Here is a 15,740-nt window from a genome sequence, read left to right as displayed (position 1 = left end):
CCCTCGAAGCCAAGAGGGAGCAAGTCCAACCTCATTCCACCAACTCAAATTGCTCATGAGTCAGCGTCGCCATAAGAAACAACTACCCTGCCTTCACGGTTCGCTGACTGATATTGAAACTTCCGGTTCCCATGCTCGGCACGGACAGATCGGGCGATGAGGCAGGTGGCGGTGTCATCGCAGGTTGGGTGGGTAGAAACTGAGCCTTGAACTTCTGCCCCTTGATAATGATTGGCTGACCGCAGATGGATTTCTTTGCCTCCTGGCTGGCATCGAGCGCCACTATGGTGATGGTTCCAGTCCCCGGAACAGTATGAGAAGCCGTTGTATAAGGGACATTCATTAGCCTTACTTGCCTCTCGTCGCCTTTGACACAGACATTCTTGTTATTGATGGTGGCCTTGCCGGTGCCATTTATAGTGGTTGGCGGGGGAATCACCGTGCGATTTCCAAACACCGGGTCGAATTTCACGATATCGCCCTGTATCACTACCCAATCGTTCATAGGAAACCGACTCCCTGACCATCGCCAATATCCAGCAAGGCGTCGAGCTTCCCTGTCATGTCACTACCCCGGACCCGATAGCTCACACTGACGACAAGTTGACTCGGGGTCCCAGGGCTCTGTGTTACTTGCAGGGAGTTCAGAACCACCCTGGTTTCATAACGCAGAATACTCTCTGTAATTTTCCGCTCAATATCGGCCAATAAATCCTCGCCAAGATTCTCGAACATGATGCTGTTCAAGTCGCAACCATAATCGGGGCGCATAACCCTTTCCCCGGGAGCCGTACTGAAAAGAATCTGCAAGCTCTGACGAATATCCTCCTGGTCTTCCACCATCGCCACCCCTCCTTCGGGATAAACGGTGAATGTTGGAGGAAATGCCCAGCCGCGCCCATAAATCCCACTGGTTTTATTATTCATTATTACTCCTGGCAGCATAGCGTTCGGACAACTTAAAGCTGACCGGGTTTAAGCCATAGATATAAGAACTATAAGGATATTTTTGTCTTGACTTGACATCGCAAGCGCACCACATAGACATTGCTCAGTGCAGGGCTATTGCTTCTTATCCAAGATCGATTGCTTTCCCTTTTATTTTTACGGAGTCATTCCCGGTTACACTCATTACTTTGGTGGAGGCTTCGAGTTTTTCCTTACCTTTGAGTGTCATGTTTTTTGAAGCACTGACTTGAATATTTTCACTGGTAAGGGCGACATCCTGACTGGCACTCAGTTCAATACCTGATTTGAAATTCAAGCAGTCCTTGTCATATTGCAATGACAAACTACCCTCTTCGATATCAAACAAGAGTTGTCGCTTGCTGTCCTTTTTGCCAAGGACCAAGCCTTTTTTATTATTGGCCTTGCTCGGCGCAAAGGGCGCTTTGTTTTCCGGGTTATGCATGGCGCCGAGAATGACCGGATATCGAGGGTCTTCGACAAAGAAACCCAGCACCACCTCATCGCCGGGCTCCGGGTACAAACACAAGCCAGTGTCTTTGCTGGCATAGGGCATGGAAAAGCGTGCCCACAGGGATTTGTCCCCTACTGCCGGGACCTTGACCCGCAACCGGTTGAAGCTGTTCGGGTCTTCCTCATAGTCCTCGACCACACCAACGTGCAGGCCTGAAACCGTCGGCAGCAGCGTATCGTCGACATTACGCAAGGTGTCTTGGCCCAAGGTCACAATAGTGCGCCAGTTTCCCCGGCTGATCTTATGCTGCACCGAACTGATAATGCCCTTGCCATTGAAGTGCTTGCCAAAACCGCTCAAGGTCAAGGTTTCACCTGGTTGATATGCCGTAGCCCCCATTAACGTAAAGCGCGCTTGCACCCCCTTGACCTGCAACGCCAGGTAACGACTGTCGGCCAATGCCTTTGACTCATCCGGCATCAAGCTCAGACTGGACGCCAACAGCCATTGCTTCTGTCCCGGCATCGAAAAACGACCGGGATCCAAGCCCTCCTCCCCCAAGGAAAAGGGTCGGCCTTGGGTACTCTGCGACATGGCCTGCTGCTTTATATCCCAGGCTGTGACGGCCAGTTTTCCGGGCTGCTCCATACCACTGAATTGCCAGCAAGCCTCTTCAATAAGCGGTTCGTTCTTTCCCGCCTGTGCTGTTGATTGCGATTGGTATAACGTGTGCTGCGCCGTGCCACTGGATAGTTTTGGTTCAATAACGGATACGCCGCCATTGGCGTCCGGTAATAGCCATACACCATTGGCGTTAAGCCGGGCTTTTATGAACTGCCAGTCGGAACAGTCAAACTGGACCATCTGCGGATGTACCACAGACAAGCCATGCATTCGGCTTCCCTGCGGGATCTGATGATCCTGCAACAATTGCTGCAAGACCTGTTTATCGCTCATCTTTTCAAAAAGCTGATTACGATGGGTCGCAACCAGCCTTTGCAACGGGTGCCGCAACCTCAACGTCAACTCTGAGCGTCCCATCTGCACCCTGTAGCTCTGCTGCTGCACAATTCCGCTGAACAGCACAACCTCAGGGCTGACAGACTTGATCCTGATGATCACAGCGGTGCCTGGCTCACAACGTTCGGCATCGCGACTCAGGGCTTTTAGATCAACAGTCGTACCGCCGGGAGCAGACAACACGACTTTGCCTGATGGAATCTGATTCACGCTCAATCGAGTATCGAGCGAAACAACCTGCAAGTAAGTTAGTGGCTGTTTTTCAGCACCGAACAACAGCTCTACTTCCAGCGACGAAGATAAAATACCTGTATTCATGCTCATACCTCGCCTTCGACGGGCACGACCAGCGTATCCCCAGGTGAAACATCGTTCAGGCTGTCCAGGTCGTTGGCGACAGCAAGCGCAAGATAGTCGAGCCCTGCGCCAGCGGCACCAGCGCCTGTGGCGATACCCGCAGCAATCAGTGCCAGCGAGGGCATATCGGGAACGCTGAGGGTGCCAACCAACGGCGAACTTAATCCTTGAATAGACTTTTGCAGCAATAGACTTTCATCGGTACTCAGGCGCAGTGCGACCTCTGCCCGCAATGGCATGGCATCACGATCAAACAGCGTATAACTTACCGCCATCGATACCATTCGCCCTGCGTAATAACCATGGCCGCTCCAACTCATCTTGCCCCATTCTACTTTTAGAAAGGGCGTTTCTTTAGTCTCTGGAAGTACTGAACAGCACAGTGCACGCAATCGAGCCAATTGCGAATCTACTGTCCTCTTGTTACCTGGCAATTGAGCGTCGAATACTAACTGCAGATTCAACTCACCAGGACGAACCTGTTGATAGCGGTTACTTTGCTGCGTGCTGTTGATGTATTCATCTGGCGCATAATCGGTGCGGTAATTCAAACTGATCGACTCAGGGTTATACATTGCTTGTATTCGACCGACTTCCTTGCGAAGTTCCCGATCCTGATAAGCACTGATCGTCAGCTTGGACAGGGCCCTTTCTAGAATCCCCATCATTGCTGCTCCTGCTCATCACGCAGACATTCCAGCACCCGCCGGGTGAGCTGCTCCACAAGACGGTCTTGCTCTGCCCGCTCCAGCGATGCCCAGGAGGTGGCATGCGTTGCAGACTGGTTGGAGCTATCCGTCACCCGGGCCTGGATAATCAACTCTTGAATTTCTATGGTCATGCTCTCGCTCCCAGCCATTGCATATCTCTATAGGCCAACTCAAGTCGGTTAATAAGCACCGTATTGCTCGTGGCATCCAAATCACCCGTTTGCCATTTCACCGGCAAAGCATCGCTGACCGTCCAACTGCAAACAGGCAAGGACTGATGGTTCAACAACATGATCACCAGATCGGCGTAATGAGCATCAAAACTACTCAAGACATCATTGAAGAACAGGGTCAACGGTGTCAGGACCATCACACCACGCTCAAGTACCAAAGGTGTGTGCTTTATCTTTTCCGGCAGATAGAGGCTACCTACATTATCGCCACCCTCACGATGTTCACTGACACCGAGCTCCCGTCCCAAGCCCGATATACGCTGAAAGCGAATATCCAGCGGGCTCGGAATATTTTTGAAAAAGAACGTTGTCAAGAATCGATGAGAAACCGAAGGTTCGAATAGTTTTTCCCGGGTGGTCATATCAATATTCCCTGACTATTACCTGCACCATGTCGTTCCTGAAGTTCGAAGTGCAGATGAATCTCGATAAATTCGGCCGGATAAAGTGCGGCAACCCTGACCTTCATAATCAATCTGCCGGCCTTGATATCCTCCGCCGTCATGCTTTCATCCAGCCCGACGAACAGTTCGAACGCCTCACTCTCAACGACCCCGAACAGTCCGCCGCTCAGCCATAACTTGCGTAACCAGTCCCTTGCCCGGCTTTTCAGTTTCAACCAGGTAATTTCGTTATTGGGCTCAAATACACTGAAGCGTCCAACCCTGGCCAATCTCGCTTCGATATAAGAAAGCAGACGCCTGACCTGCACGTAGCGCCGGTGCGAACTTGGCGCCGGGGTCAATGTGCGACAGCCCCAGACCCTGACTCCACGCCCAGGAAAAGAGCGGATCAGATTGATGGAAGCGGCGCCATGATTGAACAGTCCATCAGCCTGTAAGTGCGAAATCGCAGGTTGAATCACATGGGCCAGAGCGACATTGGCAGGTGCTTTCCATACGCCACGTTCGCGATCCGTGCGTTGAATGATCGCTGCCACCGCAGCCGAGGGAGGCAGCACAATCTGTCGGCTGTTTTCCAGCGTGTAATCGCTCACCAGTCTTGGCCAGTAAGCTGCCCCGTTTTCACTACCGACCAAATCAACGACATCCAGGCAGCTTTTGGCGGCGGCCACGGAAACAGGAGAATCCAGCAAGCTGAAGAGACCGGTTTTACTCACGCAGGCACTCAACATAGCCTGCCAGACAAGCAACCAATTTTCAGTGCTGGCGTCGGCATCCAACAGCACGATATCCGGAACAGATAACAGTGAAACCGCCGGTTCCTGAGTAATACTTGGAGATAATACCGCCGCACACAGCTCTGCTAAAATTGTCGCACTGTCACAAGTCGCTAAAGCCTTATAAGTATCGACTGAATATACAAAACACGGATGCCCGCCATTATCAAAATAATGCTGGACTGCATAATAAAGCACCGAGCTATTGCCAGCAGAATGATCCGCGCCCCCCAGCAGATTGACAAACTCACTCATCGATTCAATAAAGATCAATTTTTTCATTGAGCCATTTTCGGTATAACCGACAAACACCGGAACAGCAGTTTCATCCTCCGAAATCGGTGGTAGAGCCATGGATTCGGCAAACTCAACGCCAGGATGTAACATGTTCATCATGCTTTTCCTATTTAGATCGAGCGCGATTCAGCACACTAAAACAGCATCAACATATTCGTAACTCATGCTGTTCAATGCCAACGTCATGATACTTGACACAGTGCAATGGATAACGCGTGACAAGCGATCCGAACGCACTGACGAGCACTTAATCGATACGACGCTTAATGCTCATGCAGTGCGCATATACGAAAACAGCCTTACTTAACCCTGTCCGACTTCCTGAGAGAAGCTTAAAATAATGAACTCAGCTGGACGAACGGCCGCCATACCAATTTTTACATTCATCCGACCTTGCTTGATGTCCTCATCCGTCATCGTCAAGTCTTTACCTACTTGAACATAATAAGCTTCTTTTTCACTATTCCCCATTAAGCCGCCTTGTTGCCACAGCTTGCGCAAATAGTTGTCAATGGCGGCACGCACCCGCTCCCAAGTTGGCTGGCTATTGGGTTCAAAGACAGCAAAAGCCATTGCCTTTTTGATATCTTTCTCTGCGCTGTTGAACAAACGGCGCACAGGCACGTAACGCCAGTTATCCGAATCTTGTAATGTTCGGGCTCCCCATACCAGCACCCCGGAACCAGTGAACTGACGAATCATATTAATCGCCATGCCCGTATTATATTGACCCTGTTCGATATCGCTGACCTTGAATTTAGGTTTTACTCCACCCTGTAAAGGAACATTGGCTGGAGCTTTCCAGACTCCGCGTTCACGGTCGACCGAGCAATAAACACCGGCAACTGCAGCACTGGGTGGAATGTCCGTATAGATATCTACGCCGTTAACATCGGTGCTACTGGCCCAGGTTGCATTCAGCCAGGGATAGTAGACTGCGGCATTGGCGGTTGCAGCGTAGCCAGGCGAATAACTTGCATCAAGCTCATTGGACGGTCCGTCGAGAATGGCAAACATTGATTTACCCACACCGCAAAGCATGGTCATAGAACTAGTAATATCTTCCCCTGCTGCCACCAGCAATGTAATGTCATCAAACTTCGGAACATCCTTTTCCAGATTCTGAACTTGAGCGACATAACAATAACCGCCACCATTTTCAAAATAGGTCTTGATCGCCACATGCAGCTTCTTGGTAAAATCAAACACCCCCACCTTAGTTTCAAAATCCAGCCAGGAGGTAATTTTACTGGTCATTGCAAAGTCCGTATCGGCATTTTCCACGGCAAATACCGGAACTGCAGTCGCGCCGGAAGAGATAGACATCGAGAGGCCTGATGCTTCTTCAATGTACACACCTGGATGTGAGGTAATAGTAGTCATGATTTTATCCTTGAAAAATAAGAGCAATAATAATCAGTGAAACTTGATAGTCATGGCGTCAGCCAGCAGGCTTAGCTCCTCGATAGCCACTTCATTGCTAGCGGCGTCAAAGTCTGGAGCAGACAACTTGGTTGGAAATGCATTACTGATGTTCCAGGTCACCAGCAACCCGCTACCCGACTCGTTGGTCAGGCTAATCGAAATATCTTTCTTCTCCACCTGGTTCAGCGAAGTAGAACTAATCCAGTCATATAGTTGGCTTTGCCCCACCACCACACCACGACGAAGCGTGATATTGACGGGTGCTGCCTGACCTGGCATTCGATACACGCCGCCGGCACCATCTTTATATTCGATTGTCTCGTAGGAAACTTCCAACCCGGAAACGGCACTGAACGCCATCTCCTGATCTCCGATAGCCACCCGATAGCGGTAGGTTGGAATAGGATATGTAGTTGCGACCTGATCTGCTGTAGTAGCCATTAAACTTTCCTTCATCGAAGAGTATTTGTTGTGTGCCCAGCGCCACGCCCAGTCGTACAAGAATGTCCATGTACTGCAGATGCCCTTGAGCGAAACATACCGCGCAACTGAACTTTAGTTTCGATATTTCACGACATCAATGAATACTACTTTTTCAGACTGTCCGCCCTACCCTAATGTCAACACCCTTTAATGGTCACGCTTCAAAGGGTCAACGCCGAGCATGAATTCAGACTCCTGCTGCAGATTGCAAAACAGGTACGTATATAGTCATGAAGATTAACTATTTTGCACATCGATCTCGCAGTAACAGCCTTGCGAGATCGTCTGACTTGCACCAATACCCAAGGGGATTTCATGAATACGGCAGAGTTGGTATCGGAAGACGAGATGAGCTTTGATGAAAACCATGCATATATCATTGAACATCTGCAACGTATTGATAACGCACTGCAACTATATCTACATCGGCAACATGAGTCCCCTCTAGAAGTACCAGAATGGCTCCAGATCCGGCTGGAAGCAGAGAACTCCACTGGCATTACCCCTACAAAATCGTCTAGCCGACTGGGTCAACTGACAGCGCGATTTTCTTTGAACGACATCGAGCGAGACATTCTATTATTGGCACTGCTCCCTCATTTTGATCCGCAGTACGCTTGGCAATTTTCAAGTGCCCAGCATAATAAGGAGCTGCGTTTTCCCAGCTTAAGTTTTACTTTGAATATGCTCGCACCGACTGCGCAGGAGAAATCCAGAAACGAGGCATTCTTTCTACCTGGTGCACCTTTGCTTAAACATGATTTGGTGCATCTGGAAAATCTTGAGGAGAATGACCGGAGCATTGCATTGATCAAGGTTGACATTCCCCTTTATCACTATCTGATCGGGTATGACTATCTTCCGCCTTTACTTGACGCTTGCGCCCACTGGATAGATCAGCATGAAGCGGTGAGCAATGCGTTGCCGGCCTTTAGCCGACAACTGAGTCGGTGTCTTGCCAGGCTTCCATACGGGCCAGCACCTCGAGTGACGCTAAAAGGACCTGTTGGCGATGAAAGCGCACAAGCAGCCAGCACTGCAGCCGCCATGTTGGGCATGCCCAGTCTGCTGTTGAATCTAGACATGCTTGCAGAAAAAGATAACGGCGCATTACATGCTCTCTCGCTGGCGTTACGGGAGGTTCAGCTCAGAAATGGCTGTCTGCTGCTACAAGGCTTATCTACTCTAAGTTCCTCGCGTCCACGCATCTATATGCTGTTCGGGCAAAAAGCCAAGGAATGTCGCCAACCTATCATCACCCTTCAAGGCAACTCACAACCCAGTGTGTGGCTGAGTGGTGCAGCGCAAATCATTCTGGAGATGCCAGTAACCTCACCACACGAAAGCCTGAGCATACTTAGTCACTATGTTGATCCCGATTACCTAGACAACCAAGTAGATCTTGAAGCCTTATCCAAGCGTTTCCATGTCCCTTCCTCCAGCCTGGTTCAAACTCTGGAAGAGGCGGAACTGTATCGGCGCCTGCGCGACCCTCAAGCGCTATTGAACCAGGGCGATTTGGTCAATGCCTTCAAGCGTAAAGTCCAGCAAAACTTCGGGGACCTAGCCACCCGCATCCAACCTGCTCGTACCTTCAACGACCTGATGGTCCCAGATGAGTTACGGCAACAGCTGAACGAAGTGCTTATGGCAATCCGTCATCGAGAACATGCTATTCAACAGGGATTTGGTCAGAAACTTAACTATGGATTGGGTATCAGCACACTGTTTCATGGTCCCTCCGGCGCCGGCAAGACCATGGCGGCAGAAGTCATAGCGTCAACCTTGAACGTAGACTTGATCAAAGTCGACCTGTCAGCCGTGGTAAATAAATTTATTGGCGAGACAGAAAAGCAGATTGCGAGAATATTTGACTTGGCCGCAAGAGACAGCGGCATCCTGTTCTTCGATGAAGCTGATGCATTATTCGGCAAGCGCAGCGAAACCAAGGATGCGCAAGATCGTTACGCCAACATCGAAGTGTCTTATCTTCTACAACGCTTGGAGACCCATGACGGGCCCGTCATTCTGTCGACCAATAACTTGTCGCACTTGGATAATGCGTTTACCAGGCGTCTGACTTTTATCATCAGATTCTTGCTGCCCGATATTGAAACCAGAGCCAGGATGTGGCGTTCGATCTGGCCGCAGAAAATTCGTATCGCCAATAATGTCGACTTCCATTATTTCGCACGCATTGCCGAGGTTTCCGGTGCAAATATTAGAAATATTGCATTGCTCGCCACATGGCTAGCCACTGAAGAGGGTGTAGATGAAATTGACACTCGTCATATCCGGCATGCCTTGCAGCGGGAAATGATAAAAACCGGTCAAATTACTATTCAATAAGGAGATCTTCATGATCATTGCATCCGACCCAGCCATTATCCTGCTCAACCAACAACTTGAGAAATCCATCAAGTCATATGTACCCGCAGGAGTCGATCTCGACTTTGACATCCCCAACCCTGAGAGTCCGCCAACGATTCCGACCGTCAATATATTTCTCTATAGCCTGCAGGAGGATCTCGCATTACGCGCTTCTGTAGCGCGCCAGTATTCGCCTGCCACAGGTAATCTGGAGCCGGCTTATGTCAACATTCGCTGTGACTATTTGATTACCTACTGGGATGCCAGTGCGAACACTAACCTGTCGGCAGCCAATAGCCAGTCGATGATCATCATGAACTGCGTTCTGAATGCATTAATCAATACCCGCGAGATCAGCACTATTCCTCAGGCCTATACCAGGGTCATATCGCCATCCGAACTACACGGCCTGGGCATTTTCTGGCAGGCACTGGGAAACAAGCCTAGGCTTTGCCTGAACTACTCTGCCAGCGTCCCGATCCAACTCACTAACCATAATGAAAATCATCCAGCCGTGGCGTCCACGACGGCAACAGTCGAAAATCTGAACCCATAGCGTAATCTGCACACCTTGACGCCCTAAACGAGAGATCGGCCTTAAGGCATGTTCAACCGTTTAACTTCTTGAGCCGGATGTTGATAGTTGTGCATGGCCTGTTCATCCACAGCAAGATACAAATCAACATCCTCGGCAATTGCAACGACACAGTCCCAAACAAGCCAGGCTGCGTGTACCTCAATGCTTGGTTCTCGATCTCGGCGGATCATCGACATTCTGTCTGGTGTCGAAAGTGCAGAAAAGTTATTGTTAGAGCGGTACACTCGACCTCCCGGAATCAATCAACAACACTAGAAAACAAACACTGTCAATCACTGCAGCTTACGGATGCACTATGGATATTCAGCCGAACGCCACGACACAAAGTGATCCACTTTTAAGCTATACCATACGATGTTCACAACATGGGCGAATAGCGACTTTCCTACCGCAACGCCAATTATTTTCCTTAATCGAAAGTTTCTCTCAAACCCAGGTGGACCTGGGCTTCTCTCCCAGTCGGTTGCTAGAACTGTTAATAAAGAGCCCAGACCTCATCGTAACCCGTCAGGAGATACTGGAGTACGCCTGGCCAAAACGTATCGTCACCCAAAATAGTCTTAATCAAGCCATTTCAAAATTGCGAGAACTGCTAGGTGACGAACAGGACAAACAGATTATCCAAACTGTTCCACGTCAGGGCTATCGTTTCAACTCAAACTTCCTTGTGGCGACGAATGAACTCGATCGCTACAACTGCAACACACAGACAACTCCACAACAAGAATTCACTTCGACATTGACCCGGAATGCCTTTCTGTTTAATCGAAAAGCGCCGGTCAGCCCGCTATTAGCACTTGCTGCTGTGTTAATGTTGAGCAGCCTGATTTGGCGCGCCGATTGGGATCTATTATTAAAGCCTGATCTGCTCGTCGATACTGAACAAGAGAAAAATCAGATTTTTACATATACAGCTCCGGACTCAACATCTCTGAAAACACTCAAGAGTGATGTAGCGATATTACGTGAACGCCTTGTGTCTTTTTCAAGCTCGTCGGAAACCCTCATATTCAATCGCGCACAGGACTACTACGACATCGTCTGCGTTAACCAAGAGATTGTAAAATTCATAAGTCTTCATCATTCCCGACTTGCCACGGTGGACGATCAACAACTGCAGGATTGTCTGAAATGATCAGACTAAACATTCTGCTATACGGCTTCATAGTATTCGGTGGGATTGCTCATGCGGGATACTCGCTCTTGAATGAAAAAAACATGCCGAATGGCACTTATTTTTCTAACGGTGTATTTCTGATGAGTGATGGCAGCATTACTCCTATCAATACTCGCATGCAATTAAAAAACAATAGCATTTATGACTTTGTTCGAGTGGGGGCTTGGCACCATGATTTTTTCAGAACCGTAGAAAGTCGCACACTGGGCAATTTCAAGTTGAAAACAGTTTCAGCCAATCCAGCACAAGCAGTGCCCGCGCCCCCCTACAGTGACGAAGACATTATTTTCAACATGGCCTATAACAACGCACAGGGTGTTCCTTTGACGCTTTATGCAATTCCACAAGATAAAAAAGTATTGTGCTTTTATGTTAAGGAGCTAAACAAAGTTCGATGTTTGAGCCAAAAGCGATACAACGATATTCAGCGATAAATTAATAAATTCACCCTCAGCCCCCTGTATCAGCTGTTGGCCTGAGCCATATTTGACCGGTCAAAAAATAGATATGAGCCATCCGCTCTATGTCAAGGCTTTATGGGGGCAAATGATAGGCCAGCGTCTAGTCGGACTAATGGGCAGATGCGCCGAGGCAATTCGTGAATTAGTGTGATTTGACATCTTTTGATTTTGCATTCTGGATATCCTGCAGGATAGTTATCTGCAGGCTGAATCGAGGTAGGAATTAGGTCAGACAGGCAACCACCAGAGAAAATTTCAGAAAATGAAGCCCTGACTAATCAGCACCACGACGGTGAATACTCACGTTCGAACAATACCTGCCATGGACAGCCTGATAGCTCTTGTGAATTTTTAGTCAAAACATCTTGAAGATAATTCCTCTTGTAAAGTCCAAGGCAAAAACATGAGTTCTACAAAAATACAACAGCCTCGTGTCCCTTCAGAGCAACATCAACACCTGGACAAAAAAGCCACACCCGCAACAACACCAGACTCAAGTTACTATGTTATAGGCCAAATAAAAAACGGACAACTCGTACATTTCGACCCTACTTGTCAGCTACTGACAACTTGGACTGAACAGCAAGAAACCGCTAAAACAGAACTTAGCTTTTCCAGTTCGCGCTTGCTTGAAATGTTGATTCGGAGGGCAGACACGGTAGTTTCCCGTGAAGATATTCTAACATATGCTTGGCCAAACCGCGTTGTGACTCAAAGCAGCTTGAATCAAGCCATTTCCAGCATACGCGAGCAGTTGGGTGACGACTTTGAAAAGAAAATCATACAAACAATGCCGCGACGAGGCTATCAATTTAACTCCCGATTCCTAATCAGCATCAAAGAATGGTTAGCATTACAGAATGAGGCAGGCTCTATTCCTTCAACCCCCTCGCCTCTTCCATATACAATGGCAACCCCCTCTCATCGAATTGTTCAGCATCGTCATCTACTGCTCCTTGCACTGATTATATTTTTGTTAGTGACCCTGGTTCTGCGCATTAATTTTTCGCTATTTCTACAGCCTGATCTGGTTATCAGTAATCAACAAGCCGGACATCAGCAACTCATATATACAGCGACTAATAAGGATCAACTTTCCGCCTTACAAACCGAAGTCACCTTCCTGCAAGAAAAGCTGCTTTCATTGCCTGAGCCACCCAGCATTTTATTATTCAATCGCATGTATAGTTTTTATGACATTATTTGCATCAACCAAGAAAGCAAGGTTTTCTCAATGCTTCTGCATGAGTCGCAACTGTCAAACATTACCGATCAGCAATTATTGGCATGCGCAAAATGACCCGCTCACACCTATGGCAATATGTGATTGTATTGCTGCTCATCTTAATGCACGCAGGATACTCCATCCTTGAGCGCCCCAACCTCAATGAATCATACTTTTCTCGTGGGGTAGTCTTGCTCGAAGACGGCGAATCATTAACTCAGAGTGCCCGTTTGCAATTTCGGGACAATATGATTTATGACTACCAGCAAATTGATAATTCAGCCCGCATCCTGCCCCTCAAGATTAAAAACAGCGCCAAGGATAGTTTTTATCTTACTACCACACCCACAAACAACAACCTGACCGGCCCCTCAAAAAAATACACCCACAGCCAGCTAGCCTACAACCAAGCCTACTACTCCAAAGAAAACATGCCTCTTACATTTTATCGAGTCCCTACACCTCCTGATGTTTTTTGCATATACATAGGCGAGCTAAAAAAACTGCGGTGCTTTGGAATGGCGCAATAGAATTTTATTCGTCGCCTTCGCTCCTGGCCGAAGCACTACATCTAGTCGAGACAATTATTCATGGAGCTTTCGCATTTTTAATGCCCGGCGGATCGCTCAGTGGCAGCTCATACCATTACACCAAGACTCATATTAGCCTGCTCGCCAGGCTTTCCCTCGTCAGAAAATTTATAAAACTGACAAGCCTCGCATAACAATAGAAGCGTTCGCACTCCGAACCAAATGTCATAACTCATATACTACCCACAAAAACAAGACATACAGATCACATCCAGTGTCCACCATAAAAAATTGCAACAAACAATTACATCCAACCCAACCGGTCAGCTCACAACATAACCATCCAGTCTGCAATCAGACTTTTCATTGAATCGACACTTCTCCAGAAAGACAATCAGTTAAACAAAAAACAAAAATCTTTAACTCGCAACTTTTCAGACACGACAGCAATAAGATATCCCTCACTATCCGTAGCCTCACATCAACACAGCAGTAAGCAAGGTAAATCTCCCCAACACCAATGTATTCGACCCACAAAAAAAGAGAATATAAAATGAACAGAATCCATCTGTCCGGCTTCAATTGTGGAAGCGAGAAATCCGTTGGCGCTAGCATTCGCTACTTGCACACCTGGATTCAAAAAAATGGAGCCAAAAAATCTGTCGACCCGGGAGAAAAGCCGTTAGAAACAAATGAAAATGCTATATTTTCAGTTGAAAGCGGTGCTTGGCGGTTGTTGATTGGTGATCAGAAGGTAATAAGTATAATAGGCCCTGGAGGCATCTTAATGCTCGATCACCAACCGCCAGGCTATAGAGGTCCGTCCAACCAATACGAAATCCTCTCTCGCTCGACTTATTACGAGCTACCGATGAAATATATTCATCTAGCCGCAGACAACAAGGAGCTGCTAAAAGGAATTTTTGACTTCATGGCCTGGAATACCAGCAATATTTCAAGCAAATGGCTGAATCAATGTGTGGGTGATAGCTACACAGAAGTTAAATCGGCACTGGAGTGGATGAACGCACTCCCGGACCTTATTCGCGCAAAGTTTACAGCCATTGCTTTCATAACTGACACCACTGGCGTATCCCGATCACATGCTTTATCAATCATGAAATCCTTGAAGCTCGGTGGATATATCGAGATGGAGGGTGGACATCTAATAAAAATCATCAAAAAACTTCCTAGCGGGTATTGAAACCTTATATAAGCTGAGCGCCGCGCTGCCTTTGGCTGAACACGCGGCCCCTCCTTTGCTAGTCTTCCAACCATTCTTTCTTTGCCTTAACCGGTAACCATTCGTTTACTTCTTGGTCTTGCAAAACATTTTCAGGAGATAGTCATGCGAACACTCGATCTGGCGGGCGTGCCCGTCCCGGTGATTGGCCAGGGCACCTGGCGCATGGGCGAGGTGCGCCATCGGCGCAACGCCGAGATTGCTGCATTGCAGGCCGGTATCGAACGCGGAATGAGCCTGATCGATACCGCCGAGATGTACGCCGAGGGCGGCGCGGAGGAAGTGGTGGGCGCCGCCATTATCGGCCAGCGCGACAAGGTGTTCCTGGTCAGCAAGGTGTATCCGCACAACGCCAGCCGCAAAGGTATTCCCCAAGCCTGTGACCGCAGCCAGCGGCGTCTGGGCACCGACTATATCGACCTGTACCTGCTGCACTGGCGCGGGCAGTACCCCCTTGAAGAAACCGTGGAAGCCTTCGAACGCCTGCGTGAAGAAGGCAAGATCGGCGCTTGGGGCGTTTCCAACTTCGACCTCGATGACCTCCAGGAACTGGCGAGCCCGGCCTGTGCCACCAACCAGGTGCTGTACAACATCGAACAGCGCGGCATCGAGTTCGACTTGCTGCCCGCCGCGCAACAACAGCGCTTGCCGCTCATGGCTTACTGCCCTATCGCCCAGGCCGGCAAACTGCTGCGCCACCCCACGCTGCAACAGATAGCCGAACGCCATGGGGCGACCACGGCGCAGGTTTCGCTGGCCTGGGTTTTGCGCCAGGAAGGTGTGATCGCGATTCCCAAAGCAGTGCGCCCCGAGCATGTGCAACTGAACGCCGAGGCTGCCGGGTTGCGCTTGAGCGACCAAGACCTGGCGGCCATCGACCAGGCGTTCCCCGCGCCACGGCATAAGCAGCGATTGGCGATGGTCTGAGGCGGCTGTCGCAAGTCGTATTTCGGCAAAAAGAGCTGGCCACGCCAGCTCTCTTTTTTCATGGAAAGGCTGGCCCCAGATAAA

The 15,740-nt window shown here is 49.0% G+C and carries 18 protein-coding genes; 8 read left to right on the top strand and 10 right to left on the bottom strand.

All coding sequences use genetic code 11. The features are described 5' to 3' along the window. Positions 1-82 precede the first annotated feature (82 nt). From BLV20_RS02130 to BLV20_RS02090, 9 genes are all read right to left on the bottom strand, one after another. Positions 83-505, bottom strand: coding sequence for a hypothetical protein (locus BLV20_RS02130; protein WP_092296315.1), 423 nt, complete (start codon positions 503-505; stop codon positions 83-85). Next, positions 502-927 (bottom strand): GPW/gp25 family protein, encoded by a 426-nt coding sequence (locus BLV20_RS02125; protein WP_092296312.1) that lies wholly within the window; start codon positions 925-927, stop codon positions 502-504. Before BLV20_RS02125 ends, BLV20_RS02130 begins: the two co-directional genes overlap by 4 nt. 145 nt (positions 928-1,072) lie before the next feature. After that, the gene (locus BLV20_RS02120) at positions 1,073-2,758 is read right to left on the bottom strand and encodes a phage baseplate assembly protein V (RefSeq protein WP_175540124.1); all 1,686 of its coding nucleotides are present in this window, start codon (positions 2,756-2,758) and stop codon (positions 1,073-1,075) included. Positions 2,759-2,760: 2 nt separating this feature from the next. After that, complete coding sequence (locus tag BLV20_RS02115; RefSeq protein WP_218190291.1) at positions 2,761-3,465, bottom strand: CIS tube protein; 705 nt, start codon at positions 3,463-3,465, stop codon at positions 2,761-2,763. Further along, positions 3,462-3,638: a DUF5908 family protein gene (locus BLV20_RS31320; RefSeq protein WP_175540123.1), complete on the bottom strand. Its 177-nt coding sequence runs from the start codon at positions 3,636-3,638 to the stop codon at positions 3,462-3,464. The genes BLV20_RS02115 and BLV20_RS31320 overlap by 4 nt, the downstream gene beginning before the upstream one ends. After that, positions 3,635-4,102 (bottom strand): phage tail protein, encoded by a 468-nt coding sequence (locus BLV20_RS02105; RefSeq protein WP_092296303.1) that lies wholly within the window; start codon positions 4,100-4,102, stop codon positions 3,635-3,637. Before BLV20_RS02105 ends, BLV20_RS31320 begins: the two co-directional genes overlap by 4 nt. Continuing rightward, entirely contained in the window at positions 4,099-5,313 is a 1,215-nt protein-coding gene (locus BLV20_RS02100; RefSeq protein ID WP_175540122.1) for a phage tail sheath family protein, read from the bottom strand. Before BLV20_RS02100 ends, BLV20_RS02105 begins: the two co-directional genes overlap by 4 nt. 207 nt (positions 5,314-5,520) lie before the next feature. Then, complete coding sequence (locus BLV20_RS02095; RefSeq protein WP_092296297.1) at positions 5,521-6,600, bottom strand: phage tail sheath family protein; 1,080 nt, start codon at positions 6,598-6,600, stop codon at positions 5,521-5,523. Between the two features lie 33 nt (positions 6,601-6,633). Continuing rightward, on the bottom strand, positions 6,634-7,083 hold the full coding sequence (locus tag BLV20_RS02090; protein ID WP_092296294.1) for a phage tail protein: 450 nt from the start codon (positions 7,081-7,083) through the stop codon (positions 6,634-6,636). 357 nt (positions 7,084-7,440) lie between these two features. On the opposite strand from BLV20_RS02090, the gene BLV20_RS02085 reads away from it, so the two are divergent. Then, the gene (locus BLV20_RS02085; RefSeq protein ID WP_139192662.1) at positions 7,441-9,474 is read left to right on the top strand and encodes an ATP-binding protein; all 2,034 of its coding nucleotides are present in this window, start codon (positions 7,441-7,443) and stop codon (positions 9,472-9,474) included. Positions 9,475-9,484: 10 nt separating this feature from the next. Next, a complete protein-coding gene (locus BLV20_RS02080; protein WP_092296289.1) occupies positions 9,485-10,051 on the top strand; it encodes a Pvc16 family protein in 567 nt (188 codons plus the stop codon). Positions 10,052-10,092: 41 nt separating this feature from the next. Here the strand turns inward: BLV20_RS02080 and BLV20_RS30805 are convergent, their stop codons facing one another. Further along, positions 10,093-10,317: a hypothetical protein gene (locus tag BLV20_RS30805; RefSeq protein ID WP_139192661.1), complete on the bottom strand. Its 225-nt coding sequence runs from the start codon at positions 10,315-10,317 to the stop codon at positions 10,093-10,095. A 71-nt stretch (positions 10,318-10,388) separates the two neighbouring features. On the opposite strand from BLV20_RS30805, the gene BLV20_RS02075 reads away from it, so the two are divergent. The 6 genes from BLV20_RS02075 (at position 10,389) to BLV20_RS02055 (ending at position 15,656) form a co-directional block, all read left to right on the top strand. Further along, entirely contained in the window at positions 10,389-11,228 is an 840-nt protein-coding gene (locus BLV20_RS02075) for a winged helix-turn-helix domain-containing protein (protein WP_092296286.1), read from the top strand. Next, positions 11,225-11,704: a hypothetical protein gene (locus BLV20_RS30800; RefSeq protein ID WP_139192660.1), complete on the top strand. Its 480-nt coding sequence runs from the start codon at positions 11,225-11,227 to the stop codon at positions 11,702-11,704. Before BLV20_RS02075 ends, BLV20_RS30800 begins: the two co-directional genes overlap by 4 nt. A gap of 430 nt (positions 11,705-12,134) precedes the next feature. Beyond that, positions 12,135-13,031, top strand: coding sequence for a winged helix-turn-helix domain-containing protein (locus tag BLV20_RS02070; protein WP_092296283.1), 897 nt, complete (start codon positions 12,135-12,137; stop codon positions 13,029-13,031). Then, complete coding sequence (locus tag BLV20_RS02065; protein ID WP_092296280.1) at positions 13,019-13,486, top strand: hypothetical protein; 468 nt, start codon at positions 13,019-13,021, stop codon at positions 13,484-13,486. The genes BLV20_RS02070 and BLV20_RS02065 overlap by 13 nt, the downstream gene beginning before the upstream one ends. 553 nt (positions 13,487-14,039) lie before the next feature. Continuing rightward, complete coding sequence (locus BLV20_RS02060; protein WP_175540121.1) at positions 14,040-14,690, top strand: helix-turn-helix domain-containing protein; 651 nt, start codon at positions 14,040-14,042, stop codon at positions 14,688-14,690. A 144-nt stretch (positions 14,691-14,834) separates the two neighbouring features. Next, positions 14,835-15,656 (top strand): aldo/keto reductase, encoded by an 822-nt coding sequence (locus BLV20_RS02055; protein ID WP_092296274.1) that lies wholly within the window; start codon positions 14,835-14,837, stop codon positions 15,654-15,656. Positions 15,657-15,740: the final 84 nt, after the last annotated feature.

Origin of the sequence: Pseudomonas sp. NFIX28 (assembly GCF_900107395.1) — a bacterium.
GTDB lineage: Bacteria > Pseudomonadota > Gammaproteobacteria > Pseudomonadales > Pseudomonadaceae > Aquipseudomonas.
This window is presented reverse-complemented; position numbering and strand designations above follow the sequence as displayed.

What these genes read in the sequence shown, in the direction of transcription:
- BLV20_RS02130 (WP_092296315.1), bottom strand. Translation starts at nt 505, where the DNA reads ATGAACGATTGGGTAGTGATACAGGGCGATATCGTGAAATTCGACCCG.
- BLV20_RS02125 (WP_092296312.1), bottom strand. Translation starts at nt 927, where the DNA reads ATGAATAATAAAACCAGTGGGATTTATGGGCGCGGCTGGGCATTTCCT.
- BLV20_RS02120 (WP_175540124.1), bottom strand. Translation starts at nt 2,758, where the DNA reads ATGAATACAGGTATTTTATCTTCGTCGCTGGAAGTAGAGCTGTTGTTC.
- BLV20_RS02115 (WP_218190291.1), bottom strand. Translation starts at nt 3,465, where the DNA reads ATGATGGGGATTCTAGAAAGGGCCCTGTCCAAGCTGACGATCAGTGCT.
- BLV20_RS31320 (WP_175540123.1), bottom strand. Translation starts at nt 3,638, where the DNA reads ATGACCATAGAAATTCAAGAGTTGATTATCCAGGCCCGGGTGACGGAT.
- BLV20_RS02105 (WP_092296303.1), bottom strand. Translation starts at nt 4,102, where the DNA reads ATGACCACCCGGGAAAAACTATTCGAACCTTCGGTTTCTCATCGATTC.
- BLV20_RS02100 (WP_175540122.1), bottom strand. Translation starts at nt 5,313, where the DNA reads ATGAACATGTTACATCCTGGCGTTGAGTTTGCCGAATCCATGGCTCTA.
- BLV20_RS02095 (WP_092296297.1), bottom strand. Translation starts at nt 6,600, where the DNA reads ATGACTACTATTACCTCACATCCAGGTGTGTACATTGAAGAAGCATCA.
- BLV20_RS02090 (WP_092296294.1), bottom strand. Translation starts at nt 7,083, where the DNA reads ATGGCTACTACAGCAGATCAGGTCGCAACTACATATCCTATTCCAACC.
- BLV20_RS02085 (WP_139192662.1), top strand. Translation starts at nt 7,441, where the DNA reads ATGAATACGGCAGAGTTGGTATCGGAAGACGAGATGAGCTTTGATGAA.
- BLV20_RS02080 (WP_092296289.1), top strand. Translation starts at nt 9,485, where the DNA reads ATGATCATTGCATCCGACCCAGCCATTATCCTGCTCAACCAACAACTT.
- BLV20_RS02075 (WP_092296286.1), top strand. Translation starts at nt 10,389, where the DNA reads ATGGATATTCAGCCGAACGCCACGACACAAAGTGATCCACTTTTAAGC.
- BLV20_RS30800 (WP_139192660.1), top strand. Translation starts at nt 11,225, where the DNA reads ATGATCAGACTAAACATTCTGCTATACGGCTTCATAGTATTCGGTGGG.
- BLV20_RS02070 (WP_092296283.1), top strand. Translation starts at nt 12,135, where the DNA reads ATGAGTTCTACAAAAATACAACAGCCTCGTGTCCCTTCAGAGCAACAT.
- BLV20_RS02065 (WP_092296280.1), top strand. Translation starts at nt 13,019, where the DNA reads ATGCGCAAAATGACCCGCTCACACCTATGGCAATATGTGATTGTATTG.
- BLV20_RS02060 (WP_175540121.1), top strand. Translation starts at nt 14,040, where the DNA reads ATGAACAGAATCCATCTGTCCGGCTTCAATTGTGGAAGCGAGAAATCC.
- BLV20_RS02055 (WP_092296274.1), top strand. Translation starts at nt 14,835, where the DNA reads ATGCGAACACTCGATCTGGCGGGCGTGCCCGTCCCGGTGATTGGCCAG.